Origin of the sequence: Nonomuraea sp. NPDC050022, from assembly GCF_044460705.1 — a bacterium.
Taxonomy (GTDB): domain Bacteria; phylum Actinomycetota; class Actinomycetes; order Streptosporangiales; family Streptosporangiaceae; genus Nonomuraea.
The window spans coordinates 491509-505732 of the sequence record NZ_JBITKE010000005.1; the positions used below are offsets into that span (position 1 = coordinate 491509).

13 protein-coding genes are annotated in these 14224 nt (G+C 68.4%); 6 read left to right on the forward strand and 7 right to left on the reverse strand.

All coding sequences use genetic code 11. The features are described 5' to 3' along the window. Window positions 1-48 precede the first annotated feature (48 nt). A complete protein-coding gene (locus tag ACIBO2_RS23810) occupies window positions 49-837 on the reverse strand; it encodes a hypothetical protein (protein WP_397299207.1) in 789 nt (262 codons plus the stop codon). 259 nt (window positions 838-1096) lie between these two features. Then, entirely contained in the window at window positions 1097-2275 is a 1179-nt protein-coding gene (locus ACIBO2_RS23815; RefSeq protein WP_397299210.1) for a lactonase family protein, read from the reverse strand. 337 nt (window positions 2276-2612) lie between these two features. Between ACIBO2_RS23815 and ACIBO2_RS23820 the strand changes: the two genes are divergently transcribed. From ACIBO2_RS23820 to ACIBO2_RS23830, 3 genes are all read left to right on the forward strand, one after another. Beyond that, window positions 2613-3308, forward strand: coding sequence for a hypothetical protein (locus tag ACIBO2_RS23820; RefSeq protein ID WP_397299213.1), 696 nt, complete (start codon window positions 2613-2615; stop codon window positions 3306-3308). Continuing rightward, the gene (locus ACIBO2_RS23825; RefSeq protein ID WP_358542090.1) at window positions 3305-4174 is read left to right on the forward strand and encodes a LysR family transcriptional regulator; all 870 of its coding nucleotides are present in this window, start codon (window positions 3305-3307) and stop codon (window positions 4172-4174) included. The genes ACIBO2_RS23820 and ACIBO2_RS23825 overlap by 4 nt, the downstream gene beginning before the upstream one ends. A 491-nt stretch (window positions 4175-4665) precedes the next feature. Beyond that, the gene (locus ACIBO2_RS23830) at window positions 4666-5676 is read left to right on the forward strand and encodes an aldo/keto reductase (RefSeq protein WP_397299217.1); all 1011 of its coding nucleotides are present in this window, start codon (window positions 4666-4668) and stop codon (window positions 5674-5676) included. A 6-nt stretch (window positions 5677-5682) separates the two neighbouring features. Here the strand turns inward: ACIBO2_RS23830 and ACIBO2_RS23835 are convergent, their stop codons facing one another. The 3 genes from ACIBO2_RS23835 to ACIBO2_RS23845 form a co-directional block, all read right to left on the reverse strand. Beyond that, window positions 5683-6348, reverse strand: coding sequence for a transposase (locus ACIBO2_RS23835; protein WP_397299220.1), 666 nt, complete (start codon window positions 6346-6348; stop codon window positions 5683-5685). Beyond that, window positions 6230-6676 carry a transposase gene (locus ACIBO2_RS23840; RefSeq protein WP_358542096.1) on the reverse strand — a complete coding sequence of 149 codons (447 nt, stop codon included), beginning with the start codon at window positions 6674-6676 and terminating at the stop codon, window positions 6230-6232. Before ACIBO2_RS23840 ends, ACIBO2_RS23835 begins: the two co-directional genes overlap by 119 nt. Before the next feature lie 86 nt (window positions 6677-6762). Next, window positions 6763-7356 (reverse strand): TetR/AcrR family transcriptional regulator, encoded by a 594-nt coding sequence (locus ACIBO2_RS23845; RefSeq protein ID WP_397299223.1) that lies wholly within the window; start codon window positions 7354-7356, stop codon window positions 6763-6765. A gap of 85 nt (window positions 7357-7441) precedes the next feature. On the opposite strand from ACIBO2_RS23845, the gene ACIBO2_RS23850 reads away from it, so the two are divergent. Genes ACIBO2_RS23850 through ACIBO2_RS23860 form a run of 3 tightly spaced genes read left to right on the forward strand, consistent with a single transcriptional unit; the run spans window position 7442 to window position 10807 of the window. After that, window positions 7442-8668, forward strand: coding sequence for an amidohydrolase family protein (locus ACIBO2_RS23850; RefSeq protein ID WP_397299226.1), 1227 nt, complete (start codon window positions 7442-7444; stop codon window positions 8666-8668). Further along, window positions 8665-9519 (forward strand): alpha/beta hydrolase, encoded by an 855-nt coding sequence (locus ACIBO2_RS23855; RefSeq protein WP_397299229.1) that lies wholly within the window; start codon window positions 8665-8667, stop codon window positions 9517-9519. The genes ACIBO2_RS23850 and ACIBO2_RS23855 overlap by 4 nt, the downstream gene beginning before the upstream one ends. After that, entirely contained in the window at window positions 9509-10807 is a 1299-nt protein-coding gene (locus ACIBO2_RS23860; protein WP_397299232.1) for an NAD(P)/FAD-dependent oxidoreductase, read from the forward strand. The genes ACIBO2_RS23855 and ACIBO2_RS23860 overlap by 11 nt, the downstream gene beginning before the upstream one ends. Window positions 10808-11193: 386 nt before the next feature. Here ACIBO2_RS23860 and ACIBO2_RS23865 read toward each other — a convergent pair whose 3' ends face one another. Both ACIBO2_RS23865 and ACIBO2_RS23870 read right to left on the reverse strand, forming a co-directional pair. Then, window positions 11194-12621: an aldehyde dehydrogenase family protein gene (locus ACIBO2_RS23865; protein ID WP_358542108.1), complete on the reverse strand. Its 1428-nt coding sequence runs from the start codon at window positions 12619-12621 to the stop codon at window positions 11194-11196. A gap of 30 nt (window positions 12622-12651) precedes the next feature. Further along, on the reverse strand, window positions 12652-14202 hold the full coding sequence (locus ACIBO2_RS23870; RefSeq protein WP_397299236.1) for a GMC family oxidoreductase: 1551 nt from the start codon (window positions 14200-14202) through the stop codon (window positions 12652-12654). Between the last annotated feature and the right edge of the window lie 22 nt (window positions 14203-14224).

A 14224-nucleotide genomic window follows, 5' to 3' on the forward strand; every position in this document is an offset into this window, starting at 1 on the left:
TCCCACCAGTGATTGGTTTGGTCCCGCGGTTGACAGGCACGATCGGACTCATCCCCAGTCGCAGGAGTAGCCGTAGTGACTCGTGCCCACCGGGTGGCCCGCGGGGAGCGGCTCGCCGGTGAGCGGCGGTATCTCGACCGCGTCCCAGTCGAGTAGGCCGTCGGCGGTGAAATGCTCGCCGAGGTTGATCGAGCCGGCGAACCGCCCGTCCGAATAGGTGAAGAGGCTAAGTTCTACGCCGAAGGGAGGTTCTTCCACCTCCGCCACCACCGGAGCCATGAGCCATGAGCAGGCCCAGCGCACCTCGTCCGGATGAGTGGTGACGACGGACTCGGAATGGAGGAACGAGCCTGACCCCGCCTCCAGACGGAGCTCGTAGTACGAGAAGGGAGGTTCCTTCTCCAGTGCGTCGATGCCGCCAGCGCCATCGGCCCAGGCGTTCAGGGTGGCGACTCCGGCGCGCGCGGCGGGATTGCCGGGATCCGCTTCCAGCACTCGCACGTAGAGGGCGTGTGCTTCGTCCCGCCTGCGAGCGAGGGTGTGGTCGTCCTCGCCCTGCGCGATCGCGTGGTCATCATCGATCCGCCAGTAGGCGATCTGCTGGACGAGCCGCCCGGCGAGCATGACGGCGGCGAGCTGATCGTCGGGGCGGGCGCGCAAGGCGGCGCGGAGCCACGGCTCCTCCGGCCAAGCAGCGAGGAACTCCCCGTCCATGATGCCTTCCCGAGAGTCGGTCCTGAGCATGCACAGCAGGCGGCCTAGCTCGCGAGCGGCGTCCGGATCCCCCGCAGTCGCCGCGGCCCGCAGCCTCGTGACCAGCTCTTCAGTGATCGCCATGGCACGCCATGCTAGCCGGATCACCATAGTTCGATCGTAGGTTCGAGAGAGTCGTCCCCTGCCGGAACGCGGTCGACCGCCTGACAAGGAACGTGATCAGGTCGTGGGCCCATAGTGAGCTGTAATGATCAGGCCGATTCTCCTGCCTGTGTCCGGGCGCGGGTCTGAGCCATGCGGTAGGAGCTGGTACTGGTGTGTGCCGACAGTGATGCACAGATCGTCGGTAGCGGCGATCCGCGCATCACGGTCGGGCTGATCCCTACTGCGGGATAGCTGCGGGAACCGGCCGTACGGCGAGCGACTGGCTCAGCGGGCGCTTCCCACCGGTGCTGAACGGCGATCCGGGAGCCTGCTTCAGCGTGCCGCCGGATCCGATCGCGAACGCGACCACCTGGCTCGTGTCCTGGATGTTGGCGAAGATGTCCCGGCCGTCCGGTGTGATCGCGACCGCCGCGGTGCCGGCAGTGGGGGCGGGCGAGTCGGCGGTCGGCGTGAGCGAGCCGTCCGCGTGGATCGTGAAGCCGAGCAGACCGCCGGGGGGCGAGCCGGTGTCGAGGTTGGCGCAGACGTACAGGTGCTGCCCATCGGGCGTGACCTTGAGACCGACCGGGAACGGCACGGAGACCGGCAACCCGGGCACGGGTTTCAACGAGCCATCCTTACCGACCCGGAAACCCTGCACGTTCTGCGCGACGTTCGAGGTCACGTACAACAGGCCGCCGTCCGGGCTCATCGTGATCCCGTAGTTGGCCGGCCCGGCCTTCGCCACGTCCTGCGGGGGTCCGAGCGAGCCGTCCGGCAGCACGGCGTATCTGGTGATGGGCCGCGCCGGGCTGTCTTCGGTCTCGTCCGCGTCCGCGTACGAGAGGTAGAGGAAGCGCCCGTCGGGGGACAGCACCGTCTGCTTCGGGTGGTCTGAGGTGGTGCGGAATACGGCGAACCGGCTGGGGGTGCCATCGACTCCGATGCGGTACGCCGAAATGGTCCGGTCGGCGGTATCAGTGACGTACAGGGTGCGGCCGTTGGGCGCGACCGTCGCCCCCCACGGCTCCTTCCCGGTCTCGACGAGCAGCGGGTGCGGCTGGAGCGCGCCCCGCACTCCCACTCGGAACACCGCCAGCGTGCTCGAGTCGCTGTTGACGACGTACGCGGTGGCCCCATTCGGGGTGAGTGCTATGCCCCGCGGGGTGCAGCCGGGGCCTGTGCCCTCCAGGGTGCAACCGCCGGTGGACACGGGCGTGCCCAGTGGCGACAGGGTGCCCCCCGGGCCGATCGCCAGGGACGAGACATCGCCGGAGACCGCGTTGGTGACGTAGAGCACGCCGCCGGAGGGTGGCAACACCGGGTACGCGGCGGCCGGGGACGGGGCGAGAGCAGGGACGCAGAGCAGTGCGGCGGCCAGGACGGCAGCACGCGCTCTCCTGAATACGGATGACACGAACGTCTCCTTCATCACTCCTTGAACCTGATTTGTCGACACCCTCATAGGCGTTCCACCGGGGTGCCATACCGTTCCATGGGCTTCCACCGTCCCTACAGAGGTAGCGGCCGACGGTTCGGCGGAACGTGGCGAGAAACGCGCTCGGTGACAACCGGCGCTGGCGGTCTTGCCTCTACCTGGCACAGCGCCTTGCCCGCTCGTAGTCGTGCAGTCGGTCCACGACGCGCCCCGTTTCCATGTGGACATTGAGACCGACGACGTCATGAGCGTGAGCTCATGACGTCTGCGTGATCAGGTATTGGAGCTCATGCCGCCGTCCCCGCATAGTGGGCGCATGACGCCTTCCTTGCAGGTCGCGGTCATCGGCGACTATGACAAGACATACACCCCGCACGTGGCTACCGATGATGCGCTGCGCCACGCCGCCGACCACCTCGGGATCGAGATCGAGGTCCGCTGGCTGGCCACCGAGCCGCTCGAAGCGGACCTGTCCGCCGTCCGCGCCGCAGACGTGCTGTGGTGCGCTCCAGGGAGCCCGTACCGCAGCCTGCGCGGCGCACTGGCGGCGCTCCGGCACGGCCGCGAGCACGGCGTCCCCACTCTGGGGACATGCGGCGGCTGCCAGCACATCATTCTCGAGTACGCCCGCCACGTGCTCGGGTTCGAGGACGCGCAGCACGCCGAGTACGACCCTTACGCCTCCAGCCTGTTCGTCACCGAGTTGGCCTGCTCGCTCGCCGGCCGGACCATGCCCGTCACGTTCACACCCGGCTCCCTGGTGGCCGACGTGTACGGGCGCGAGGAGGCCAAGGAGCAGTACTACTGCAACTTCGGCCTCAATCCCGCTTACCAGAGCGCCCTGCACGTGGGCGGACTACGGGTGACGGGCGTGGACGACACCGGCGAGGCCCGGGTACTGGAGATTCCCGGCCACCCGTACTATCTGGCCACGCTGTTCGTGCCGCAGACGAGCTCGTGGCCCGGGCGCCCACACCCGCTGGTCGTGGGGCTGCTGCGCGCGGCGCTATGACGTTCACGCAGCTCAGGATCCTCCAGGCGGTCGCGCGTACCGGCAACATGACCCGCGCGGCCGAGGAGCTGAACACCACGCAGTCTGCGGTCAGCCACGCCGTGCGCGGCCTGGAGAGGGAGCTGGGGCTGGCCCTCCTCATCAGGAGCGGCCACGGGGTGAGCCTGACCGCGGCCGGGCGGGCCGTCTGCCGTCGCGCCGCGCACATCCTCACCCAGCTCGAAGCCCTAGAGCAGGAGGCGGCCGCGGCGCGCGGGGACGGCCGCGGCAGCCTGCGCGTCGGCGCCATCCCCAGCGCCAACGCCCGCCTGCTGCCGCAGATCCTGCGAACGTTCGGCGAAGCGCATCCAGACGTGCGGCTCACCGTGATCGAGGGGTCGGACGGGGAGGTACTCGACTGGCTGCAGACCGGGGCCGCCGACATCGGCACCCTGACGGCCGGGGTTGTCTCCGCCAGCGTGCCCGATCTGGTCATGCGCCCGCTGGCCACCGACCAGATGCTGGCCGCCCTACCCAGCGGCCACGACCTGGCCGTACGCCACAGCGTGCCGGTCGCGGACCTGGCCCGGCAGCCGTTCATCATGTCGACGGGCGGATGCGAGCCGCTCATCACGGCACTCGCGCAGGAAGCAGGTGTGAGCCTGCGCTGCCACTATCGAGTCCGCGACACCAACAGCATCCTCGCCATGGTCGCCGAAGGGCTCGGGGTGAGCATCCTGCCCGAGCTCTCCCTACCCGCTCACCACGCTGGCGTTCACACCATCCCTCTCGAACCGGCCTCCGTGCGCACTATCCTGCTGGCCTTCCCGGCCGACCCGCTCCCTGCGGCTACCGCACTCCTTGAGCATGCGCTCGAAACGGTCTGAAGCACGCTGGCGCTCTCACCCCAAGCCCTCAGCGCTTCTACTTCTCAGCGACATCGTCTTCAGCAGCCAGAGCCGGCTTGGTGGCGAGGTCCACCTCGTCGGGAGAGCCCGCCCCCCTTGCGCCGCGTCGCCCTTCTTGATCGCGCTGGTGTCATCGGCGATCAGCACCCCGTCTGGCCAGCCCAGACGTCCAGCACATAGGAGCGCAGGGCATCGGCATCCCATGGGTGATTTTGCTGGTGAGTAGCAGCAGCGTTTGTCGGTCAGTTTGGACAGCACTCGGGGGTTGATCGGGCCCGGAATGTCGGTGAGAAGTAGCAGCACCCGGAGGCTCGGCTTCTCACCTAGCGTGTTCATGCAACTGCTGACAGGGACGGTGGCTGGCGTGGAGGGGCCAGCACTCCGGGCGCATGGTGAAACCTGACAGGGCGCGCATGCCCCACGCCTCCGAATTTGCGTTAGAGGGCACTCCAACTCCTAGGTTCGGAAGCGTGCGATACATCAAACTTGGAACGACCGGACTGGAAGTCTCCGCCATCGCCCTCGGCTGCATGAGCTTCGGCGAGCCGGACCGGGGCGGCGAGCCCTGGTCGCTGGGCGCGGACGCCAGCCGGGACATCATCAAGCAGGCCCTCGAGAGTGGCGTCAACTTCCTCGACACAGCCAATGGGTACAGCGCCGGAAGCAGCGAGGAGATCGTCGGCCAGGCCGTCAAGGACTTCACCCGGCGCGAGGAGGTCGTTCTCTCCACCAAGGTCTGGATGCGGATGCGCCCCGGCCCGAACGGCGCCGGGCTGTCCCGCAAGGCGATCTTCGCCGAGCTCGACGCCTCCCTGAAGCGCCTGGGGACCGACTACATCGACCTGTACCAGATCCACCGCTGGGACTACGACACCCCGATCGAGGAAACCCTCGAGGCGCTACATGACGCGGTCAAGTCCGGGAAGGTCCGCTACATCGGAGCCTCTTCCATGTACGCCTGGCAGTTCGCCAAGGCCTTGTACCTGGCTGACCTGAACGGCTGGACCCGGTTCGTGTCGATGCAGGACCACTACAACCTCATCCACCGAGAAGCAGAGCGGGAGATGCTCCCACTCTGCGCCGACCAGGGCATCGGCGTGATCCCGTGGAGCCCGCTGGCGCGGGGCAGGCTGACGCGGGCCCGGGACACAGCGACGGCGCGTGCCGGGACCGACGAGGGCGGCAAGATCCTCTACCGTGACGAGGACCAGGCAGTGGCCGAGCGCGTCCACGAGATCGCGGGCAAGCGGGGTCTGTCCCCGGCCCAGGTCGCCCTGGCCTGGGTCATGCGCAACCCGGTGGTGACCTCGCCCATCGTCGGGGTCACCAAGCCGGCCCAGCTGGCCGACGCGGTCGCCGCGGTGGACGTCGAACTCGACGAAGACGAGGCCGCCTACTTGGAGGAGCCCTACCAGCCACACGAGGTCGCCTACCTGGAGGAGTCCTTCTACAAGTCGCGCCCTGTGGCGGGCTCCCGGTAGTCCGGGCTACCGTCGGGGGCCATGGCCGCCTTGGGCGGCATCGTGCGGGCCGCCCGGGCGGGGCAGGTTGGTGACCAGGTACCAGGTGGACACATCCGGGAGCGTTGCGGGGTCGGTGGTGGCGATCACCAGCCGGGTGGGGGCATCGGGACCCCATGCGTCCAAGGTGGCCTCGGCCGCCCACCAGGTGCGGGTGCGCCCGTCGCGGAAGCGGCGCCGGACCGGCCGCCAATCTCCCGGGTTCTCCGGGCCGCCCCAGGTCAGCACGCGGGCCGCATCGCGCGGGGTGGGCGGATCGTCGGCCCGTCCCCACCTGCCGTGGGTGGCGCGCACGCCCAGCACAAACGGCAGGCCCGCCGTCTCCAGCGCGGCCCGGAAGGCGTCGATGTCGCCGTAGCCGCAATCACCCGGCAGACGAAGCCGTTCTCGGCCGCGCGCCCGGCCAGATCGGCGGCCAGCCACCATTTGGTGTGAAAGGCTGGGTCTTTCCTGCCGCGGGGCAACCGCCCGGCCGGGGTGTAGGGCTCGGCGAACACCGGGTAGTAGACCCCGTTCATCGGCCCACACCGCCGTCACCGTGACGATCCCGTTGTCGGTCTTCCCCACCCGGCCCAGGTATTGGCGGGCGACGAACGCGGTGGCGGTGCCGTCCTTGCGGTCCCCCGCTGTCATCGACCACCAGCACCCCGCCCGGCTGCGGGCGGGTGGCCGGATCGGCCAGCAGCAACTCCAGTCGCCGTCCGTTGACCGTGTCGGGATCCCAGCACGATTCGGACACGAAGTACTGCAGCCGCTGCACCGCCGCGTCCTTGCCGCCGACCACCGGCTCGGCCCCGGCCAGGGCGGTCAGCCTCTTGTTGCGCTCCCGCGGCGCCAGCAGACCGCTCAGATACTCGCGAAACCCGCGCCGCTGCGCCAGGTGCGTGAACAGCTCATCGAAGTGGGCCGCGAACTGCTCCAACGGCCCCGGTGCGGGAGGGCAAGGCGCCAGCCTGGACATCACCGGCCTCCTCTACGGCGAAGAACCGTATCCTCTATCCCTGCCCACCAAGATCCAAAGGACTACCGTTATGTAGCGACACGCTACTAGCGTGTCCGTGGAACGGCTTGGTCCTTGCTCATGCGCAGGATCAAGGCGACCGCGTCCTCCGAGTGAGCTGTTGGAGTCAGAAGCTCCTGTAAGAGCAGGCCACGCATCGCGGCAATGGTGACGGTGGCCAAAGTCAGCGCTTCCTTGGTGTCGAGCCCTTCGCGTTCCGCGAGTGAGGCCAGAATCTTGGTCAGGTCGTCGAGCGAGTCGATGAACTCACGAAAGTTCTCTGGGCTGTAAGCGGCCAGTCCTACGACGTGAAAGAAGCCGCGGACACGCGACAGCTGCTCCGGGCGAGTGTAGGTCTGCCAGATCGCCACGACGAGGTCGTCGAAGGTGCCTTGCTGGGCGGCCTCGAACAGTGCCTCGTTGTCACGGGATCGTTGCGCCTTGAGCATGGCTGCCAGGACGCCTGGGAGCGACCCGAAGTGGTATCGCAGGAGGGCGTGGCTGGTCCCGGCCCGGACAGCGATCTCACGGAGTGACACCTCCGGCGAGGGAAGGGTCTCCTCGAAGGCGTCGAGAAGCCGAGCCAGGAGGCGCTGGCGTGCGTCGCCGGTGCGTTCCGTGTTTGACAGGATCACTCCCACAGTTTATCCATTGGAAAAGACTGGCGGTGCCGTGCTGCTTCACACATGGTCGCAGTCAGCTCGCAGGCGGCGGAGGGAACGACTCGTGGGACCTTTTCAGGTAGTCGGCGCGGCGGTCGTCGACGGGTCGGGTCGCGACCCCGTCGACGTCGACGTCACCGTCGAAGACGGGCGTATCGCCCAGCTGGGTGCCTCCAGGGCACACGGCGAGCGCCTTGATGCCGGGGGACTGACGATGACGCCTGGCCTGATCGACGCTCACGTCCACTTGGGCTTGTCGAGCCCGATCCAGCCGCAGTTCTCGTTTCGGTTCAGTGCCGCGGAGATCGCGGCAGACATCTTCGCCACGGCCGGCGCGACGCTCGAGGCCGGCTTCACGACCGTTCGGGATACCGGCGGGATCGACGGCGGCGTCGTCACCACGATCGCCAAGGGCAAAGTCAGGGGACCGCGCGTGCTGTCGTGCGGACCTGTTCAGTGCCAGATCGGTGGGCACGGCTACTACGGAGCCGAGTGGGAACCCACCGAGCTGTGGAGCAGCCACCACCTACCCGGCCTGTGCGCCCTGTCCACGATGTCCGGCAACGCCGACGAGCTGCGGCACAACGTGCGCGAGGCCTTCCGTCGCGGAGCCTCCTTCCTGAAGCTCTGCGTGACCGGCGGAGTGGTTGGCGCGCACGACCGGCTGACCGACACCCAGTTCACCGTCGAGGAGATCGCTGTCGCTGTCCAGGAAGCCGCAGCGCGGGGCACCTACGTGACTGTTCACGCCCACAACAACGACGGCATCCGGAACGCGGTCGAGGCCGGGGTGCGTTGTGTCGAGCACGGCACCGACCTCGATGCGTCCACGGCCACCCTGATGGCCACTCGCGAGGTCGCCCTCGTGCCCACGTTTGCCGTCATTGAGCAACTGCTGCACGACACCGCTGGGGCGGGCCTCGACGAATCGACCCGCGATCGTGTGATGGGTGTTCGTGAGCGGATGACCGAAGCGCTCGCTGTCGCCAAGGAGGCCGGAGTGCGGATCGGGCTGGGTTCCGATCTCATCGGCCCGGCTCAGGACCGCCGAGGCGAAGAACTCACGTTGCGCGCAGAGCTCGAAACACCGATGGAAGCTCTCGTGGCGGCCACCAAGACCAACGCCGAGATCCTCGGCCTGTCCGGCCAAGTCGGTGTCATCGCTCCCGGCGCGCAGGCAGACCTCGTGTTGTGGAACGGCAACCCGGTCGAAGACCCGGAGCTGTTCGCTGATCCCGCCAATGCCGTCCTCGTTCTCAAGGCCGGCCGAGTTGTGAAGGACCTTCGATGAGCACCATGTGGCACGGCTGCCTCGCCGACACCGACTACTTCGAGATGCGCTCCAGCGGTGGGCACGACTACGGCGTCTGGGTCACCACACCACCGGGCTACGACCCCACCACGACGCGAGCACCTGCCGTGTATGTGCTCGACGGCAACTGGGCCGTGGGCATGACGGCTCCGCTCATCGTCACCCAGGCGGACCCCATGCAGCGGATCCAGCCCTACATCCAGGTCAGCGTCGGCTACGCGGGCGAAGACGCACAGCACTGGGATCGGCTGCGCAACAGAGACCTCGTGCCACCCGGCGAGCCCATCGCCAAGGAGCTCATCGATGCCGTAGAGATGGGAGTTCGAGCGGGTGCGAGGACACGCGAGGAATCCGACGCCTACCTCACCGAACTGCGCGACACCCACGCCGATGCGTTCCTGAGCTTCCTCACCGCGGAACTGCACCCGCGGGTCGAACGCGACTACGGCACAGCCGCGAGCGGTCACGGCCTCTTCGGCTACTCCTACGGTGGACTCTTCAGTCTCTACACCTGGCTCACCGGAAGCACGCTCTTCGAGAGCATCGGAGCGGGCAGCCCCGGTGTCGTCAGTGAAGACAGTCAGGTCTTCGCGCGGCTCGAAGAAATGGGCGACAGCCTGCCTGCCGCCAAGCTTCACCTGACCGTCAACGACCGAGAGCTTCTCGGAGACCTGGCCGTCTACCAGAACCTCACGAAGAACACGGCCACCGTCCTGCACCGCTTGACCGCCCGCGGCGGAGCCGTCACCAGCGCGGTCCTGCGCGAAACGCACGTTACCGGCCTGCAGGCCTCGTTCCTCAGCTACCTTAGGACCTGCCGTGCCCGGTGAGCGCCTGAGTACCGATGTGGTCGTGATCGGGGCAGGGGTGATCGGTTCGTCGATCGCCCTTGAGCTTGCACGTGCGGGGCACCGGGTTATCGCGCTCGATCGGGCCCCAGGGGCTGGACAGGGGTCGACCTCGGCATCGAGTGCGATCGTTCGGTTCAACTTCTCCACCACCGCCGGGGTGACGATGGCGTGGGAGGCGCATTTCGGCTGGCTCGACTGGGCCGGCCACCTCGGGCACGATGTCGGCGACCTCGCAATGTTCCGCAAGACTGGGCTGGTCATGCTGGACGTCGAGGCGGCTCCGCGTACGTCATGGCTTCCGTTGTTCGATGAGATCGGTGTTCCCTACGAGGAATGGGACAGCGCGACCTTGGCCGAGCGCGTTCCAGGTATCGACGTCGGCTGCTATTGGCCGCCGAAGCGGCTCGACGACGAGGAATTCTGGGAGGACGCGAAACACTCGCTCGGTGGCGTGTACACCCCGGATGCCGGTTACGTCTCGGACCCGAGCCTTGCCGCCGTAAACCTCGCCTCCGCGGCCTCGGCCTGCGGGGCGGAGTTCCGCTTCCGCAGCACGGTGACAGCGGTGGAGAAGGCCGGCGGGCGCGTGACGTCAGTGCGACTGTCGGACGGCACCCGGATTCCCTGTGCCGTCGTGGTCAACGCGGCCGGTCCGTGGTCGGGCGCGTTGAATCGGTTGGCCGGCGTGGGTTCCGACTTCACGGTCGCTGTGCGCCCTATGAGGCAGGAAGTAGCGCACGTGCCGGCCCTGGAGGGCTATGGAGGGCCCGTGGTGGCGGACATGGATCTGGGCACTTATTTCCGCGGCGAAGTAGGAGGGGAGCTGCTCGTCGGCGGAACGGAACCGGAGTGTGATCCGATGCAGTGGACCGACGACCCGGACGCCGTCGACATCCACCCGACGGCCGCAGTCTTCGAGGCTCAGGTGATGCGGGCCGCGCGGCGGTTGCCCGGTCTGGCGGTGCCCAACCGGGCGCGCGGCGTGGTGGGCGTTTACGACGTCGCCGACGATTGGACTCCGATCTACGACCGCACCGAACTCGAGGGCTTCTACCTCGCGATCGGAACGAGCGGCAACCAGTTCAAGAACGCGCCGGTCGTGGGACAGCTGATGACGGAGCTGATCAACCAGGTGGAGAACGGCGTCGACCACGACGTGCTGCCCGTCCGGTTCCGGGCCCCGCGCACCGGCCTGGAGATCGACCTGGGTGCGTTCTCTCGTAAGCGCAACCGGAACACCGCGAACTCGGGCACGGTGATGGGCTGAGCCGGAACTCGGTCGAGGCGTTGCGTCCGGGCGACCTTGATGCCCAGATGCAACGCCAGTTCGCAGGTCCCACGCGCCAGACGTACCCGCTGGCGCAGGTGTCAGGGGCGAACGCGGTCTCGGCGCCGGCCCCCCGTAACCCCGAGCACCGACATCGCCAGGCATCCCGACGCGGTCATCGCCGCGAGCTTGCCGGAACGTGTGAGCATGTTCTTCCTCTGGGAGAGATCAAGGAACGGATCGCGGGCGGGCACTCCCAGCCCCGTGATCGCATCCTGTCCCACCGCCGGACATGAGTAGCCCCTACTCATATTCGGCTCTCCGGAGTGGGCCCTTGCTCAGGCCGCCACGACCGGCGCGACCCCTGCCTGGAGCACGGCCCCGTACTACCCGTGGTTCGTGGACGGCGAGTAGAGCATCGACACCGGGCGGGTGGCGGCGTCGAACGACGCCGCTGCCCCCGTCGCACCCATCCCGCTGACCCCCCACGGCTCGTAGACCATGTTGACGCCACCGTGTTGCCACTCGTTGATCCACACGAGAGCGGCGTTGATCTCCCTGCAGCGCCGCAGGTTCTCGGGGGTCGAGGAATAGACCGTCGCCGCGAGTCCGAAGCTTGTGGTGTTGGCCAGGTCGATGGCTTCGGCGAAGGAGTCGACCACGGTGACGGGGGCGACCGGCCCGAAGGTCTCCTCTTTCATGATGCGCATGTCCGAGGTGACCTCGGTCAGCACCGTCGCGGGGTAGAAGTATCCAGGCCGGTCTGGTTGCCCGCCACCGCAGAGCAGCGTCGCCCCGCGGTCGACGGCTTCGTGGACGTGGTCGTGCACGATCCTCCTCTGGGTGTCGTCGACCAGTGGTCCCAGGCCCGGGGAGTAGGGGTCGTCGCTCATCGTCCAGCCTTCGGCTTCGGCCACGAGGGCGGCGATGAACTCGTCCGCGACCGCGCGGTGCACGTAGATCCGCTCCGACGATGTGCAGATCTGTCCGCTGTTGAGGAACGTCGACGTCGCGACCGCCTTGGCGGTGGCGGCCACGTCGACGTCGGCGTCGACGAGGACGGGGTCGTTCCCTCCCAGTTCCAGGATCGTTCGCTGAAGGCGCTTGGCCGCGGCGACGGCGACGCTGCGGCCCGCCTCGACAGACCCGGTGAAGTGCACCAGCTTGACCGCCTCGTGCTCGGCCAAGGGCTTGCCGGCGCGCGCGTCGCCCAGGAGAAGGTTCACCACGCCTGCCGGAAGGTCGCACAGCTCCACGAGCCGGGCCGCGGACAGCGGCGCCTTCTCCGAGGGCTTGATCACCACTGTGTTGCCGGCGGCGAGCAGGGGGCCGAGGGCTCCCAGGATCGAGGTCACCGTGAAGTTCCAGGGCACGAGGAGTGCCAGCACGCCCAGCGGCTCACGGATGACCACTGTCCGTCCGGACTCGCCCGGAGCTGTGACGTCGGCGACGAACGGATAGGACCGCGCCCGCTCGATGCCGAGCCGGAACGAGGCGATTCCGCCCGCGATGAACTGCTCGGCGAGCGGGACAGGCTTGCCCATCTCCCGGTTCTCGAGTTCCGCCAGCTCGCGCACATGCCGTTCGAGGAGGTCGGCGGTGCGGCTCAGCCGGCCGAGGCGGTCCTCGAGGTCGAGCCTCGCCCAGCCCGCGTGCGCGGCCTGCGCCGACTCCACCGCCGCCGCGGCGTCGGCGGCCGATCCGGCCGGAATCAGTGCGACGACCTGTTCGGTGGCCGGGTTGACGACGCTGCGGAGTTCCGGGTCCGCGGCTTCGACCGGGGTGCCGTCGATGATGTTGCTCAGGCGCTTCATCTGCTCATTCCTTCTGGATCGAAGTCGGCTTCAGTGGAGCCTGCGGGCCATGTGCTCGCCGAACATCACACAGGCGAGATGGGTGTTGGCGCGTGGGACGAAGGGGAAGACGGAGGCATCGACGACTCGGAGACCCTCGAAACCGAGGACCTCGCACCGGGGGTCGACGACCGTCTCCGGCGCGTTCGGATCTCCCATCCGGCACGTGCTCGTCGCGTGCTGCGTGTCGACCACGCTGGCGCGCAGGTAGTCGCGCAGTCGCCCTGGTGTGTCCAGGGCATCGCGCAGCGACGAATTGACCCGCCAGAGATCGCCGTCGGCGATCTCCACGAAGCTGGAGTGGGCCACCAGGTCGCCGAGGAGCCTGATGCCCGCTTCCAGGCGGTCGATGTCGCGCTCGTCCGACAACATGTTCAGCGCCACCCGGGGCTGCGCGCTCGGGTCGGCGCTTCGAAGCTTCAGCGTTCCGCGCGAGTAGGTCCGGTTGACGAACACCCCGACGGCACCGGCGCCGGCGCGCACTTCGGCCGCCGCCATAGCCAGCGCGTTCTGGTTGAGGGCGACCAGCATCATGTCGTTCCCGCCGGGCACGGTGCCGCTGCTGTAGCGCACGCAGCAGTTCGTGTGCCGGTCGGCGGGGCCGGCCGAGGCCGCTTCGGTGAGCGGGATGCCTATCAGGGCCATCGGATGGTCCTGGAGCCCACGGCCCACCGGCAGATCGGCACGGATCTCGATGCCCAGCCGTCGGAGGTCATCGGCGGGGCCGATGCCCGAGCGCATGAGGATCGAGGGCGAGGCCGTGGCGCCCGCGCTGAGCGCGACCTGGTTCGCGTGGAAGGCCGATCCGTTGGCCAGCCGGACGCCGACTGCCCGAGCACGTTCGAAGAGAACCACGTCGACCAGGCTGTCGCCGCGGATGGTGAGGCCCGGGTTGTCGCGACGTGGCTCCAGGTAAGCGTCGTGGCACGAGACCCGTCGACGGTCGATCGAGTTGATGGGGTAGGGAGAGACGCCGGTCGCGCCGGGTGCGTTGACGTCCGGGGCCCACCCGAAACCCGAGGCGAGCGCTGCCGCGCGGAGCGCCTGGTCGACCGAGCCCCACGTGTCGACCGGGGCCCGGTAGACGGGGATCGGGCCGGCGGTGCCGTGGTAGTCCTCGTCGCCGAAGCCGGCGTCGGACTCCAGGGCGACGAAGTCCGCCATGACCTCCGCGGACGACCATCCGGTGCAACCGGAGGCCGCCCACTCGTCGAAGTCCTCGATGGGCGGCCGGATCGCGATCTGCCCGTTCACCGTCGAGCTTCCGCCGAGGCCCTTGCCTCGCCAGTACAGGTAGGGCTCCTGGGCCTCGGTCCTGGTGGCCAGATGCCCGTCCCACAAGAACGCGTTGTAGTCGGAGTTCAGGATCGCGTTCAACGGATTCGGCGACCTCCATGCCTCCGGAAGCTGCGAGGCCGCGTAGTCCCGGCCGGCCTCGAGCAGCAGCACCCGCTGTCCCGCGTCGGCGAGCCGTGCCGCGAGTGCCGAGCCGGACGAGCCCGCTCCGACGACGATGGTGTCGTAGCTGCCTGCTGATCCCATCTGGCCTGATCCTTGGTCTCGT

Excerpts from the sequence above, each read along its gene's own strand:
- ACIBO2_RS23810 (WP_397299207.1), bottom strand. The coding sequence starts at position 837 with ATGGCGATCACTGAAGAGCTGGTCACGAGGCTGCGGGCCGCGGCGACT.
- ACIBO2_RS23820 (WP_397299213.1), top strand. The coding sequence starts at position 2,613 with ATGACGCCTTCCTTGCAGGTCGCGGTCATCGGCGACTATGACAAGACA.
- ACIBO2_RS23825 (WP_358542090.1), top strand. The coding sequence starts at position 3,305 with ATGACGTTCACGCAGCTCAGGATCCTCCAGGCGGTCGCGCGTACCGGC.
- ACIBO2_RS23835 (WP_397299220.1), bottom strand. The coding sequence starts at position 6,348 with ATGACAGCGGGGGACCGCAAGGACGGCACCGCCACCGCGTTCGTCGCC.
- ACIBO2_RS23840 (WP_358542096.1), bottom strand. The coding sequence starts at position 6,676 with ATGTCCAGGCTGGCGCCTTGCCCTCCCGCACCGGGGCCGTTGGAGCAG.
- ACIBO2_RS23855 (WP_397299229.1), top strand. The coding sequence starts at position 8,665 with ATGAGCACCATGTGGCACGGCTGCCTCGCCGACACCGACTACTTCGAG.
- ACIBO2_RS23865 (WP_358542108.1), bottom strand. The coding sequence starts at position 12,621 with ATGAAGCGCCTGAGCAACATCATCGACGGCACCCCGGTCGAAGCCGCG.
- ACIBO2_RS23870 (WP_397299236.1), bottom strand. The coding sequence starts at position 14,202 with ATGGGATCAGCAGGCAGCTACGACACCATCGTCGTCGGAGCGGGCTCG.